Genomic DNA, 12499 nt, shown 5'->3' on the forward strand with positions numbered 1-12499 from the left:
GGTCCTCGTCGATTCAGCGATTCAGGCGGCGGCCCGCTGGGGTTCCGCGGGCACATCGAACAACAGGTCGTGGATACGGCGGGTGGCCGCCTGGAACGCCGCCGAGCCTTGGCCACGCAGGTCGAACTGGTGCGCATTAAGCTCGGCCCGCACCCGGCCCGGATGTGGCGACAGCAACAGGATACGGTTGCCCAGTGCCAGAGCCTCTTCGATGGAATGCGTCACGAACAATAGCGTGAAGCGCGCTTCCTCCCAGAGGGCCTGCAGCTCTTCCTGCATCTTGCGGCGGGTCAGCGCGTCGAGCGCCGCGAACGGCTCGTCCATCAGCAGGATGCGCGGCTGCATGGCCAGCGCCCGCGCGATCGCCACGCGCTGCTTCATGCCGCCGGACAACGTATGCGGATACGCGTCGGCAAACGCGGCCAGGCCTACCTTGTCCAGATAATGCAGGGCGCGCTCGCGCGCCTCGGCGCGCGCCAGCCGGCGCGCCGCGGTCAACGGAAACGCCACGTTCTGCAGCACCGTCTTCCACGGCGGCAATTGGTCGAACTCCTGGAACACCACGATGCGGTCGGGGCCCGGCTCCGTCACCGCGCGGCCATCCAGCAGCACCTGGCCGGCCGTCGGCGCCACGAAGCCGGCCACCGCCTTCAGCAGCGTGGACTTGCCGCAGCCCGAAGCACCCAGCAAGATGTACCGGTCGCCGTCGTAGACATCGAAACTGACCTCGTGGGTGGCGCGCACGCGGCGCTGCGGAGTCTTGTATTCCAGCGTCAGCCCGCGCACCTGCAGCAGCGGATCGGCTGCCGGCATATCAGCTGCCCTGCCCGATCGCCGGGCTGTCGAAGAAATAGTCGCGCCAGCTCGCGGCCTGGTTCTTGATCGCGCCGATCTGGTGCATGAACTTGGCCAGCACCAATGTGTTATTGGGCTGCAGCGTGAAGGAAACGTCCGGGTTGGTAATCACCTTGACGAGGAAATCGCGCTCCAGCCTGGCGCCGGTGACGCGCAGATACGTATCGGCGGCCTGCTGCGGGTTTGCGGTCACGAACTCGGCGGCTTCCTGCAGGGCCGCCAGGAAGGCCCCGTAGGTCCTGGGATTCTGGTCGCGGAATTTCTCCGTGGCGAACAGCACGGTGGACGAGCTCGGGCCGCCCAGCACGTCGTAGGAGTTCAGCACGATGCGGGCCTGCGGATTCTGCGCCAGCTCCTGGTCCTGGAAAGGCGGGTTGCCGAAGTGGGCGGAGATCTCGGTGCCGCCCGAGATGATGGCGGCGGTGGCGTCCGGGTGCGGCATGGCCACCGAAATCGCGTCCAGCCGGGCGAACTGCGCATCGCCCCATTGCCGGGCGGCGGCCAGTTGCAGCACCCGCGCCTGCACCGACACGCCGACCGCCGGCAGGGCGATGCGGTCTTTGTCGGTGAAGTCCGCGATGCTTTTCACGGCAGGGTTGTTGGTCACCAGGTAATAGGGGAAATTGCCCAGCGAAGCGACGCCCTTCACGTTCTGGCGGCCGCGCGTGCGGTCCCAGATGGTCAGCAGCGGGCCCACGCCCGCCGCGGCGATGTCCACGCCGCCGGACAGCAGCGCATCGTTGACGGCAGCGCCGCCCGACAGCTTGACCCACTCGACCTGGATATCCACGCCGGCCGCCTTGCCGTGCTTCTCGATCAATTGCTGGTCGCGCGCCACGTTCAACAGCAGGTAGACGATGCCGTATTGCTCGGCGATGCGCAGCCGGCCTTCGGCCAGGGCCGGCGTCGGCGACAGCAGCGCCAGCACGGCGATCAACACGGCCAGCACGGCGGCGCTGAGGTAGCGGGCCAGGCGTTGCCTGGTTGCAGGAGTTTGGCTCATGGTCAGAACGGCGTATCGCCTTCGATGGTGGTGCGGTAAAGCTTGCGGCGCAGGTGCGGCGGGCAGCCCGCCGCCAGGTGGATGAGCGAGCGGTTGTCCCAGAACACCAGGTCGTGCGCGCGCCACGCATGGCGGTAGATGTGTTCCGGGCGGATGCTGTGCGCGAACAGCTCGTCCAGGATGGCGCGGCTTTCGTCGGCGGGCATGCCCTCGATGCGGGTGGTGAAGCCTTCGCTGACGAACAGCGCCTTGCGGCGCGTTTCCGGATGAGTGCGCACCACCGGGTGGACGACTTCGCGCACTTGCGCCAGTTGCTCGGCGCTCAGGTTGGGGCGCCAATTGCCTTCCTGCTGCAGTTGGCCGTACTTGGCCAGGTAGGAATGCACCGCCCGCCGGCCCTCGATGGCCTGGCGCAGATGCGCGGGCAGGGTGTCGTAGGCCAGGTGCATATCGGCGAACAGGGTGTCGCCGCCTTCGGCGGGCAGTTCCTGCGCATGCAACAGCGAACCCAGGCTGGGCAGCGGCTTGTACGAGATGTCCGAATGCCAGTACTTGCCCGCGTCGCCCAGGCCGACCGGCTTGCCGTCCTCGATGATATTGGAGACGATCAGGATCTCGGGGTGTCCCGGCAGGTGGAATTGGTGCAGCACATGGATCATCAGCCGGCCGAAGCGGCGGCTGAAATCGATATGCTGCTGTGGCGTGATGTGCTGGTCGCGGAACACCACCACGTGGTGGTCCAGGTGGGCGCTGCGCACGCGGGCGAAATCGCTCGCGTTCAGCGGCAGGCCCAGGTCGATGCCGGTGAGCTCCGCGCCGATGCCGCCGGGCAACGGCCGGATGTCGAAATCCTGCGGGGGCGCGTCGGCCGCTTCATCGCGACGTAGCGCATTGCTGGCAACTGGCATGGATCGCTCCGGAATTCAGAGCGATCCATTATGCAAAGGCCGCCAGGCGGCTCAAACGAAGTTATCGACGTTTGCACAAAGCCTGGCGTCATATAGCCGGACGCCGCCGGCCGCGCCTCACTTGGCCGGCAGGAATGCCTCGACCAGCTTGACCCAGTAAGTGGCGCCCACCGGCAGCAGCGCGTCGTTGAAATCGTAGTTGGGATTGTGCAGCTGGCACGGCCCCATGCCGTGATAGGTGGCGATGCGGTGGTCGCCATCGCCGTTGCCCAGGAACAGGTAGCAGCCGGGCACCTTTTCCAGGTAGAAGGAAAAATCCTCGGCGCCCATGAAGGCCGGGATATCGCAATTGACCTGCTCGTCGCCGAAGGCCTCGCGCGCCACCTGCGCGGCGAAGGCGGTTTCTTTTTCCCAGTTCACCAGCGGCGGATAGGCGCGCACGAAATCCAGCTCGCCCGTGCCGCCATACACTTGCGGCAGCGTGGTGGCGATGCGCCGCATGCCGTCCTCGATCTTGTCCAGCACGTCCACGGTATAGGTGCGCACGGTGCCGCGCAGCACGGCCTCGCCGGGAATGACGTTGTAGGCATCGCCCGCGTGGATCTGGGTGATCGACAGCACGGCGGACTCGAGCGGATCCTTGCTGCGCGAAATCAGCGTCTGCAACGCATGCACCATGTCGGCCGCGACGATGATCGGGTCGACCGCGCCATGCGGCTGCGCGGCATGGCCGCCGACGCCGCGAATGGTGATGTCCCAGCGGTTGCTGGACGCCATGGCGGGACCGCTGCGGAAACCGAACTGGTTGACGGGCATGCCGGGCATGTTGTGCAGGCCGAATACGGCATCGCACGGGAACTTGTCGAACAGCCCGTCTTCCATCATGGCGCGCGCGCCGGCATTGCCGCCTTCTTCGGCGGGCTGGAAGATGAAATGCACGGTGCCATCGAAATTGCGGTGCTTGGCCAGGTATTCGGCCGCACCCAGCAGAATGGTGGTGTGGCCATCATGCCCACAGCCGTGCATGCGCCCCGCAATGGTCGACTTGTGCGCGAAGCGATTGTGTTCTGGCATGGGCAGGGCGTCCATATCGGCCCGCAGCCCGACTTTCTTGCTGCCGCTGCCGGCCTTGAGCACCCCGACCAAGCCGGTCTTGCCGAATCCCGTGTGCACTTCGATGCCGAAGCTGCGCAGCCGTTCGGCCACCAGCGCCGAGGTGCGCGTTTCCTGGAACGCCAGTTCCGGATGGGCATGGATATCGCGCCGCAGCGCGGTCAGGTCGGCGTGGGCGCGTTCGATTTCGTCTAGGGTTTTCATGGCAGTGCTCGGTTTTCTGCGGGAAAAAGGCCTTGTATCCGGGTTTTGTAGCATACCGTCGGGAGCGCGCCCCCCGCGAAGGCGCCTTCACGCAGGTGTCAAGGCAGCGCCCGCACGGCGGTGTCAGACACCCCTTGCGGGATACTTCGCCAAGACGCAGGCCCGGGCCGGGGTGTCTGACACCTGGCACACCTGGGACGCCCGCGCACCGCTACGCGGCAGGCGGGCCGCCCATGCCCGGCTGGTCGTTCAAGTGGCAGGCGCTGGCATGGCCGGGCGCGATGTCGCGCAGCAGCGGCCGCTCGACCGAACAGCGCGGCATGGCGTGCGGGCAGCGCGGATGGAAGGCACAACCGGTGGGCGGGGCCAGCGGCGAGGGCAGCTCACCCTTGATCGGCCGGTAATCGCGCCGCCCCGGCCGCAGGTCGGGCAGCTCTTTCAGCAACGCCTGTGTATATGGGTGGTTGGCGCGCGAGAACACCGCCTCCGCAGGGGCGAGCTCGACGATGCGCCCCAGGTACATGATGGCCACGCGGTCCGAGATATGGCTCACCACGCTGAGGTTGTGGCTGATGAACAGATAGGTCAGGTCCAGCTCGCGGCGCAGGTCGGCGAACAGGTTCAGCACCTGGGCCTGGATCGACACGTCGAGCGCCGCCACCGCCTCGTCGCACACGATAACCGACGGCTTGAGCGCCAGGGCGCGGGCGATCCCGATGCGCTGCCGCTGCCCGCCCGAGAACTGGTGCGGATAGCGCTGGGCATATGCCGGGTCCAGCCCGACTTGGCGCATCAGGCCGGCCACGTAGTCCGCCTTGTCGCCCGGCCGGATCAGCCGGTGCGCCACCGGGGCCTCGCCGATGATGTCCAGCACCCGCATGCGCGGGTTCAACGACGCGTAGGGATCCTGGAAGATCATCTGCACGCCCAGTTCGTAGGCGCGCCGCTCGGCGGCCGGCAGTTGCGCCACCGGCCTGCCCTTGAAATGCACCTGCCCGCCGGTGGGCGGCAAGATGCCGGACACCATCCGCCCCAGCGTCGATTTGCCGCAGCCCGATTCGCCGACAATGCCGATCACTTCGCCCGCGCGCACGTCCAGGTCGACCCCGGCCACCGCCTGTACCACCAGCGTCTTCAGGCCGGCGCCGAACAGGTTGGCGATACGGCCGGCCAAGTCGACCGGCTGCACGAAATGCTGCTCCACCTGGCGCAGCGACAGGATCGGCGGCGCAGCGTCCTGCGGGGATGCCAGGGGCGGCGAAACAGGCGCGGCGGTCTGCACTACGGTTCTCCTGCGTGCCAGCAGCGGGCCCAATGGCCGGGGCGGTGCTCGACCGCCTCGGGCGCCTGCAAGCAGGCTTCGGTGGCGCGCGCGCAGCGCGTGCGGAAGGCGCAGCCTTGCGGCAGGTTCAGCAGCGACGGCGTCATGCCAGGGATAGGGTCCAGCGGCTGGCCCCGCGTGCGCGGCGTGGGAATCGAGGCGATCAGGCCGTGCGTGTATGGATGCAGCGGACGGCCGATCACATCGGCCGTCGTCCCGGTTTCCACCACCCGGCCGGCATACATCACCGCCACCCGATCGGCCAGCCCGGCCACCACCGCCAGGTCGTGAGTGATCCAGATCAGCCCGGTGCCGGTCTCGCGGCACAGCTTCTGCATTTCGTACAGGATCTGGCCCTGGATGGTCACATCCAGCGCCGTGCTGGGCTCGTCGGCGATGATCAGCCGCGGCGCGTTCAGCAAGGCGATGGCGATGGCCACCCGCTGGCGCATGCCGCCGGACAACTGGTGCGGATAAGCGCGCAGCCGCTCCTGCGGCGACGGGATGCCGACCTTGGTCAGCACTTCCAGCGCGCGCGCCCGCGCCTCGGCGCGCGTGGCGCGGCGGTGCGCCAGCACGGTCTCGATCATCTGGGTGTCGACGCGCAGCACCGGGTTCAGCGTCATCATCGGATCCTGGAAGATCATCGCGATATCGCTGCCCCGCAGCGCCCGCCAGCGCTGCGGCGTGGCCTGCCGCAGGTCCTCGCCATTGAGGCGGATCTCGCCTTCCACCACGCGCCCCGGCGCGTCGACCAGCCCCAGCAGCGAGAACCCGGTAATACTCTTGCCCGAGCCCGACTCGCCCACCAGGCCCAGGATCTCGCCCGGACGCAGCGCCAAGTCCACGCCGTCGACCGCCTTGACCACGCCGGCGCGGGTGAAGAAATGGGTCTTCAGCCCGCGCACCTCGAGCAGGAGCGGGGCGGCGGCCGGGGCGGAGTCGGGTCGGTCCATGAAGCGTTCCGTCACGCCGCGTTGTGCGGGTTCAGCACATCGCGCAGGTGGTCGCCCACCAGGTTGATGGCGACGATGGCCATGGCCAGCGCAATGCCGGGGAAGAACGATATCCAGTACAGGCCGGACAGCAGGTATTCGAAGCCGTTGGAGATCAGCATGCCCAGCGACGGCTCGGTCACCGGCACGCCCACGCCCAGGAACGACAGCGTGGCTTCCAGGGCGATGGCATGCGCCAGGTCGATGGTGGCGATCACGATCAGGGGCGGCATGCAATTGGGCAGCACATGGCGGAACAGCACCCGCCCCCAGCCCAGCGACATGCAGCGCGCCGCCTCGACATACTCCTTGCCGCGCTCGACCAGCGCCGCGCCGCGCGCGGCGCGCGCGAAGTACGCCCACTGCACCACCACCAGCGCGATGATCACCTTGTCCACACCCTTGCCCAGGATGGCCAGCAGGATCAGCGCCACCAGGATGGCCGGGAACGACAACTGGATATCCACCGCGCGCATCAGGAAGGCGTCGATCCTGCCGCCGAAATACGCGGCGATCAAGCCCACCGTGGCGCCAATGGCGAAGGCCGCCAGCACCGAGATCATGCCCACCATCAGGCTGGTCCGCATGCCGTAGAGAATGGCCGAGAACACGTCGCGCGCCTGCCCGTCGGTGCCCAGCCAGTAGGTCATGCTGCCGTCGCCGCTGACGCTGCCCGGCGGCAGCTTGGAATCAAGGATGTCCAGCGTGGCGATGTCGAACGGGTTCTGCGGCGCAATCCACGGCGCGAACAACGCCGCGCCCACCGTCACCAGCAGCAGCGCCACACCCAGCAACGCCAGCTTGCTGGCGCAGAAATCCGCCAGGAAGCGGCGCAGCGGCGTCTCCACGGGCGCGGCGCGCGCCGGCGACGGGGCGGCGGGAGTGGCGGGTGTAGTCATGCGCGGCGCTCCAGGCGGACCCGTGGATCGAGCACGGTGTAGATGATGTCCACCACCAGGTTGAGCATGACCAGGAAGAACACGATCAGCATCAGGTACGCGACCACCACCGGGCGGTCCAGGTTGATGATGGAGTCGATCAGCAGCTTGCCCATGCCCGGCCACGAGAACACGGTTTCGGTCACCACCGCGAAGGCGACCACCTGGCCGAATTCCAGCCCCGCCACGGTCACGATGGGAATCAGGATGTTCTTCAGCAGGTGCACGCCCAGCACGCGCTTTTCCGGCAGCCCCTTGGCGCGCGCGAACTTGATGTAATCCATGGGCAGCGACTCGCGCGTGGCCGCGCGCGTCACCCGCACGATCATGGCGCACTTGGCCAGCGCGATGGTACAGGCAGGCAGGATCAGGCTGGCCCAGCCGTCCAGCGTCAGCACGCTGAGCGGCACGCCGAACACCGGCACGGTGGCGCCGCGGCCGCTGGCCGGCAGCCAGCCCAGTGTCACCGCGAACAGCATGATCAGCATCAGGCCCACCCAGAAGTTGGGCAGCGAGAACCCCAGCACCGAGCCCGTCATGATCGCGCGCGACCCCACCGCCCTGGGCCGCAGGCCCGCCAGGATGCCGAGCGGCACGCCGATCAGCACCGACAGCAACATGGCCACGGTGGCCAGTTCCAGCGTGGCCGGCATGCGCTCCAGGATCAGGCGCATGGCCGGCTCGCCGGTCAGGAAGCTGTTGCCGAAGTTGCCCTGCACCGCGTGGCCGATGAACACCAGGTATTGCATCCACAGGGGTCTGTCCAGCCCCAGCGACACGCGGATCGCCTCGCGCTGCGCGTCGGTGGCCTCCGGGCTGGCCAGCATCGAGACCGGGTCCCCCACCAGGTAGATGCCGGCGAACACGAGCGCCGACATCACCAGCATCACGACCAGTGTCTGCAGCAGCCTGCGGATGATGGTGGCCAGCACGTCCGCGCTACCCGGGCCCTATTTGTTCAGGGTCGCGTATTGCACCAGGGTGGTCTGGTCGGGCCGGCCCTCGTAGCGGATATCGTTCTTCATGGCCCATACCGACAGCTCGAAATGCAGCGGCAGCAGGGCGTAGTCGTCCATGGCCAGGTTGCTGGCCTGCTGCAGCAGCTTGGCGCGCTGGTCGTCGTCCATGGTCGAGGCGGCTTCGCGCACCAGCTTGTCCATTTCCGGATTCGAATAGCGGCCGCGGTTGGTGGTGCCTTCGCCCGCATCGGGGTTGCGGGTCATCAGCAGCGAAGTCAGCGGGTTCGACATCTCGCCGCTGGTCGCCGACCAGCCCGCCATGTAGGCGCTGAAGCCATAGCTGTCGCGCTTCTTGAAGAACACCGGCGGCGCCAGGGCCTCCACGCTGGTCTTGACGCCGATGCGCGACCACATCGACGCCACCGCCTGCGCGATCTTCGAGTCGTTCACATAGCGGCCCGAAGGCGCGCCCAGCGTGATCGCGAACCCGTCCGGATAGCCCGCCTCTTTCAGCAGCGCCTTGGCCTTGTCGGGATCGGCCTTGGGCGCCTCGGCATGTTCTTTGGACGAGCCGAACATCGGGTACGGCAGCGCATTGCCGGCGGCCTTGGCCACCCCGCCCATCACCCGCTCGACGATGGCGTCGCGATTGATGGCCAGCGACAGCGCCTGGCGCACGCGCTTGTCCTTCAAGGGATTCTTGTCCAGGCCCGTAATGCCCGGCGTGGGCTCGGCATGCTGGTCCATGGCCACGTACATCACCCGCACCGATGGCGTTTCCTCGACGAACAGGTCCTTGTTCTTCTTCAGGTTGGGCAGGTCGTCGGTGGGAGGATCCTCGATCATGTCCACGTCGCCCGCCAGCAACGCGGCCACCCGGCCGGCGGCGTTCGACATGGGGCGGTAGATGACCTTGTCCCAGTCCGGCTTCTTGCCCCAGTAATGCTCGTTGCGGGCGAACACCAGCTCGGCGCCGCGCTTCCAGGACACGAACTTGTAGGGGCCGGTGCCGACCAGGCCATCGCCGCTGTTCAGCTCGGTGGTGGTCTTGCCCTCCGGCGCGGGGCCCGAGGCCGCCTTCTTCGAGAGGATGGGCAATTGCGCCAAGTTGATCAGCAGCAGCGGCGCCGGCGCCTTGGTGGTGATGCGCAGCGTCAGCGGATCGACCGCCTCAGCCTTGGCCACCGAGCCCAGGTAGAGCGTGAAAGGCGACGGGCTGTTCGGCACCTTGGGAATGCGGTCGTAGGTGAATACCACGTCTTCCGCCGTGAATGGCGTGCCGTCCGAGAACTTGACGTTCGGGCGCAGCTTGAAGGTCCAGACATTGCCGTCCACCGTCCAGGATTCGGCCAGCGCCGGCTGCGGCTGCAGCTTCGCGTCGGCGCGCACCAGCGGGTCGAACAGGGTCTGGGAGATCTGCGTATTGGGCGTCAGCGCATGGTATTGCGGGTCCAGCGAGCTGGGCTCGGTCTTCAGCGCCACGACCAGGTCGCGCGCCGCGGCGGGCGCCAGCGCGCCCAGCGCCAGGACCGTCGATAGCGTGCCGCCAGCCAATAAACGTAACCACTGAGATGCCATGGTGCTCTCCCGAGTCTGGTTGCTGCAGGTTGGACCGCCGGCACACCTTAACCAGCAAATGCGCGGGCACGCAACAGTTATATTCCCTTATTGCCGTCCTGATTCCGTCGAGCTCATGGCCCCTTCCACGCCCGTTCCCATCGCCGCCATCGCCACCGCCCCGGGCCGCGGCGGCATCGGCGTCGTCCGCGTCTCCGGCCCCGACCTGTCGGCCCTGGCGCGGCGCCTGTTCGGCCGCGACCTGGCGCCGCGCCACGCCCACTACCTGCCGTTCACCGCCGACGACGGCGAGCGGCTGGACGAAGGCATCGCGCTGTATTTCCGCGCCCCGCAGTCGTACACCGGCGAAGACGTGCTGGAACTGCAGGGCCACGGCGGTCCGGCTGTGCTGCGGCGCATCCTGGACCGCTGCCTGCAGGCCGGCGCCGACCTCGGCCTGCGCCTGGCCGAGCCTGGCGAATTCACCCGCCGCGCCTTCCTGAACGACCGCATGGACCTGGCCCAGGCGGAAGCCGTGGCCGACTTGATTGATGCATCATCGGTCGCCGCCGCGCGCGGCGCCATGGCCTCGCTGTCCGGCGACTTCTCCGCGCGGGTCAACGAATTGTCCGACCGCATCGTGCACCTGCGCATGCTGGTCGAGGCCACCCTCGACTTCCCCGAGGAAGAAATCGACTTCCTGGAAAAATACCAGGCGCGGCCGACCCTGCAGGCGCTGGCGGCCGACCTCGACGCGCTGATCGCCCAGGCGCGCCAGGGCGTCATCCTGCGCGAAGGCCTGCACGTGGTGCTGGCGGGCCGGCCCAACGTCGGCAAGTCCAGCCTGCTCAACGCCCTGGCCGGCGACGAAGTCGCCATCGTCACGCCCATCGCGGGCACCACCCGCGACAAGGTCGTGCAGGAAATCCACATCGACGGCGTGCCGCTGCACATCGTCGACACCGCCGGCCTGCGCGAGACCGAGGACACGGTCGAGAGCATCGGCATCGCCCGCACCTGGAAGGAAATCGAGCGCGCCGACGTGATCCTGCACCTGCAGGACGCCACCCAGCCGGGCGATGAACTGGACGCGCAGATCGTGGCGCGGCTGCCGGCGCGCACGCCGCTGCTGACGGTATTCAACAAGGTGGACCTGCTGGACCGGCCGTTCGTGGCGGAGGCCGGCCAACTGGGGATTTCCGCGCGCGAAGGCGCGGGGCTGGACGAACTGCGCGCCCGCCTGCTGGCGCTGGCCGGCTGGAACCCCGGCGCCGAATCGCCCTGGCTGGCGCGCGAGCGGCACGTGCGCGCGCTGCAGGAGGCGGCGCAGCACCTGGCGCTGGCGACCGAGCATGCGGCGCAGGACGACCGCGTGCTGGACCTCTTCGCCGAGGAACTGCGGCTGGCGCACGACAGCCTGAGCAGCATTACTGGGCGCTTCACCAGCGATGATCTGCTGGGGGAGATTTTTTCCAGTTTCTGCATCGGGAAATAGCCCGAAAGCGACGAGGGGACGGACACCCGACCGGTGTCCGTCCCCTCATGCCAGGCGCGGGCGCCGCGAAAACTACCCCGCCCCCAGCATCGCTCGCAGCCCCCGCGCCAGGGCTTCATGGAACCGCTCGGGATCCTGTATCTGCGGCGAATGCCCCAGCTCCGGAAAGCGCACCAGCCGCGCCCCCGGGATCGCCTTGGCGGTCGCCGGCCCCAGCGCCGCATAGTTGCCCAGCGTCGCGGCCACTTCCGGCGGCGCGGCGTCCTTGCCCGGCGCGGTGTTGTCCTGCTCGCCGATCAGCAGCAGGGTCGGCACGCGCAGTTGCCCGAACTCGTGCACCACCGGCTGGGTGTACAGCATGTCGTAGGTCAGCGCCTGGCTCCAGGCCACTTGTTCGCGGCCCGGCCCCTGGTACATGCCGGCGGCCATTGCCACCCAGCGGTCGTAGGCCGGCTTCCAGGTGCCGGCGTAGTAGGTGTTCTGCTGGTATTTCTTGATGCCCTCGAAGCTGGTCTTCAGCTCGCGCGCGTACCATTCGTCCACCGTGCGATACGGCACGCCCTTGGCCTTCCAGTCTTCCAGGCCGATGGGGTTGACCATCACCAGGGCATCCACCTGGTCCGGGTACATCAGCGCGTAGCGGGTGGCCAGCATGCCGCCCATGGAATGCCCCATCACGGTGGCGCGCTCGATGCCCAGCGTCTGCAACAGGGCGTGCGTGTTGGCCGCCAGCTGGTGGAAGCTGTACTGGTACCCGGCCGGCTTGCTGGATTTGCAGAAACCGATCTGGTCGGGCGCAACCACGCGGTAGCCGTCGCGCGACAGGGCGCGGATCGTGCCTTCCCAGGTGGCGCCGCAGAAATTCTTGCCGTGCAGCAGCACCACGGTGCGGCCATTGGGCTTCTCGGGCCGGATGTCCATGTAAGCCATGGACAGCGCCTGCCCCTGCGATTCCAGCTTGAAGTGGCCGACCTTGTAGGGGTAGTCGAAGCGTTCGAGCATCGGCCCGTAGTCGGGCACGCGGGCCTGGGCGTGGGCGCCGGCGGCCAGCAGCAGCGCCGAAGCGGCGAGAGCGAATCTGTACATGCGAACCTCTTTATGTTTGCGAACCGAGCGGGTCTGACATCGCCCCGGTCCGATGGTTCGGGCGC

11 protein-coding genes are annotated in these 12499 nt (G+C 67.9%); 1 reads left to right on the top strand and 10 read right to left on the bottom strand.

Annotated elements, in window-relative coordinates; all coding sequences use genetic code 11:
• Window positions 1-21: 21 nt before the first annotated feature.
• The 9 genes from ACKTT0_RS08540 to ACKTT0_RS08580 all read right to left on the bottom strand — a co-directional run bounded on the left by ACKTT0_RS08540 (window position 22) and on the right by ACKTT0_RS08580 (window position 9874).
• Window positions 22-813 carry an ABC transporter ATP-binding protein gene (locus tag ACKTT0_RS08540; protein WP_407849510.1) on the bottom strand — a complete coding sequence of 264 codons (792 nt, stop codon included), beginning with the start codon at window positions 811-813 and terminating at the stop codon, window positions 22-24.
• A 1-nt stretch (window position 814) separates the two neighbouring features.
• Entirely contained in the window at window positions 815-1858 is a 1044-nt protein-coding gene (locus ACKTT0_RS08545; protein ID WP_407849511.1) for an ABC transporter substrate-binding protein, read from the bottom strand.
• Window positions 1859-1860: 2 nt separating this feature from the next.
• Window positions 1861-2766 (bottom strand): TauD/TfdA dioxygenase family protein, encoded by a 906-nt coding sequence (locus ACKTT0_RS08550; RefSeq protein WP_407849512.1) that lies wholly within the window; start codon window positions 2764-2766, stop codon window positions 1861-1863.
• Window positions 2767-2883: 117 nt separating this feature from the next.
• Entirely contained in the window at window positions 2884-4083 is a 1200-nt protein-coding gene (locus tag ACKTT0_RS08555) for a M20 aminoacylase family protein (protein ID WP_407849513.1), read from the bottom strand.
• A 211-nt stretch (window positions 4084-4294) separates the two neighbouring features.
• Window positions 4295-5365: an ABC transporter ATP-binding protein gene (locus ACKTT0_RS08560; RefSeq protein WP_407849514.1), complete on the bottom strand. Its 1071-nt coding sequence runs from the start codon at window positions 5363-5365 to the stop codon at window positions 4295-4297.
• On the bottom strand, window positions 5365-6360 hold the full coding sequence (locus ACKTT0_RS08565; RefSeq protein ID WP_407849515.1) for an ABC transporter ATP-binding protein: 996 nt from the start codon (window positions 6358-6360) through the stop codon (window positions 5365-5367). Before ACKTT0_RS08565 ends, ACKTT0_RS08560 begins: the two co-directional genes overlap by 1 nt.
• A gap of 11 nt (window positions 6361-6371) precedes the next feature.
• Complete coding sequence (locus ACKTT0_RS08570; RefSeq protein ID WP_407849516.1) at window positions 6372-7298, bottom strand: ABC transporter permease; 927 nt, start codon at window positions 7296-7298, stop codon at window positions 6372-6374.
• A complete protein-coding gene (locus ACKTT0_RS08575) occupies window positions 7295-8269 on the bottom strand; it encodes an ABC transporter permease (protein ID WP_407849517.1) in 975 nt (324 codons plus the stop codon). Before ACKTT0_RS08575 ends, ACKTT0_RS08570 begins: the two co-directional genes overlap by 4 nt.
• Window positions 8270-8287: 18 nt before the next feature.
• Window positions 8288-9874, bottom strand: a complete 1587-nt coding sequence (locus ACKTT0_RS08580; protein ID WP_407849518.1) for an ABC transporter substrate-binding protein — start codon at window positions 9872-9874, stop codon at window positions 8288-8290.
• Window positions 9875-9989: 115 nt separating this feature from the next.
• On the opposite strand from ACKTT0_RS08580, the gene mnmE reads away from it, so the two are divergent.
• Window positions 9990-11348: a tRNA uridine-5-carboxymethylaminomethyl(34) synthesis GTPase MnmE gene (mnmE, locus tag ACKTT0_RS08585; protein WP_407849519.1), complete on the top strand. Its 1359-nt coding sequence runs from the start codon at window positions 9990-9992 to the stop codon at window positions 11346-11348.
• Window positions 11349-11420: 72 nt separating this feature from the next.
• Here the strand turns inward: mnmE and ACKTT0_RS08590 are convergent, their stop codons facing one another.
• A complete protein-coding gene (locus ACKTT0_RS08590) occupies window positions 11421-12434 on the bottom strand; it encodes an alpha/beta fold hydrolase (RefSeq protein ID WP_407849520.1) in 1014 nt (337 codons plus the stop codon).
• Window positions 12435-12499 lie beyond the last annotated feature (65 nt).

It is taken from the genome of Bordetella saccharivorans (genome assembly GCF_045862855.1).
GTDB lineage: Bacteria > Pseudomonadota > Gammaproteobacteria > Burkholderiales > Burkholderiaceae_B > Bordetella_A > Bordetella_A petrii_F.

What these genes read in the sequence shown, in the direction of transcription:
- mnmE (WP_407849519.1), top strand. Translation starts at nt 9,990, where the DNA reads ATGGCCCCTTCCACGCCCGTTCCCATCGCCGCCATCGCCACCGCCCCG.
- ACKTT0_RS08555 (WP_407849513.1), bottom strand. Translation starts at nt 4,083, where the DNA reads ATGAAAACCCTAGACGAAATCGAACGCGCCCACGCCGACCTGACCGCG.
- ACKTT0_RS08590 (WP_407849520.1), bottom strand. Translation starts at nt 12,434, where the DNA reads ATGTACAGATTCGCTCTCGCCGCTTCGGCGCTGCTGCTGGCCGCCGGC.
- ACKTT0_RS08550 (WP_407849512.1), bottom strand. Translation starts at nt 2,766, where the DNA reads ATGCCAGTTGCCAGCAATGCGCTACGTCGCGATGAAGCGGCCGACGCG.
- ACKTT0_RS08565 (WP_407849515.1), bottom strand. Translation starts at nt 6,360, where the DNA reads ATGGACCGACCCGACTCCGCCCCGGCCGCCGCCCCGCTCCTGCTCGAG.
- ACKTT0_RS08545 (WP_407849511.1), bottom strand. Translation starts at nt 1,858, where the DNA reads ATGAGCCAAACTCCTGCAACCAGGCAACGCCTGGCCCGCTACCTCAGC.
- ACKTT0_RS08540 (WP_407849510.1), bottom strand. Translation starts at nt 813, where the DNA reads ATGCCGGCAGCCGATCCGCTGCTGCAGGTGCGCGGGCTGACGCTGGAA.
- ACKTT0_RS08570 (WP_407849516.1), bottom strand. Translation starts at nt 7,298, where the DNA reads ATGACTACACCCGCCACTCCCGCCGCCCCGTCGCCGGCGCGCGCCGCG.
- ACKTT0_RS08580 (WP_407849518.1), bottom strand. Translation starts at nt 9,874, where the DNA reads ATGGCATCTCAGTGGTTACGTTTATTGGCTGGCGGCACGCTATCGACG.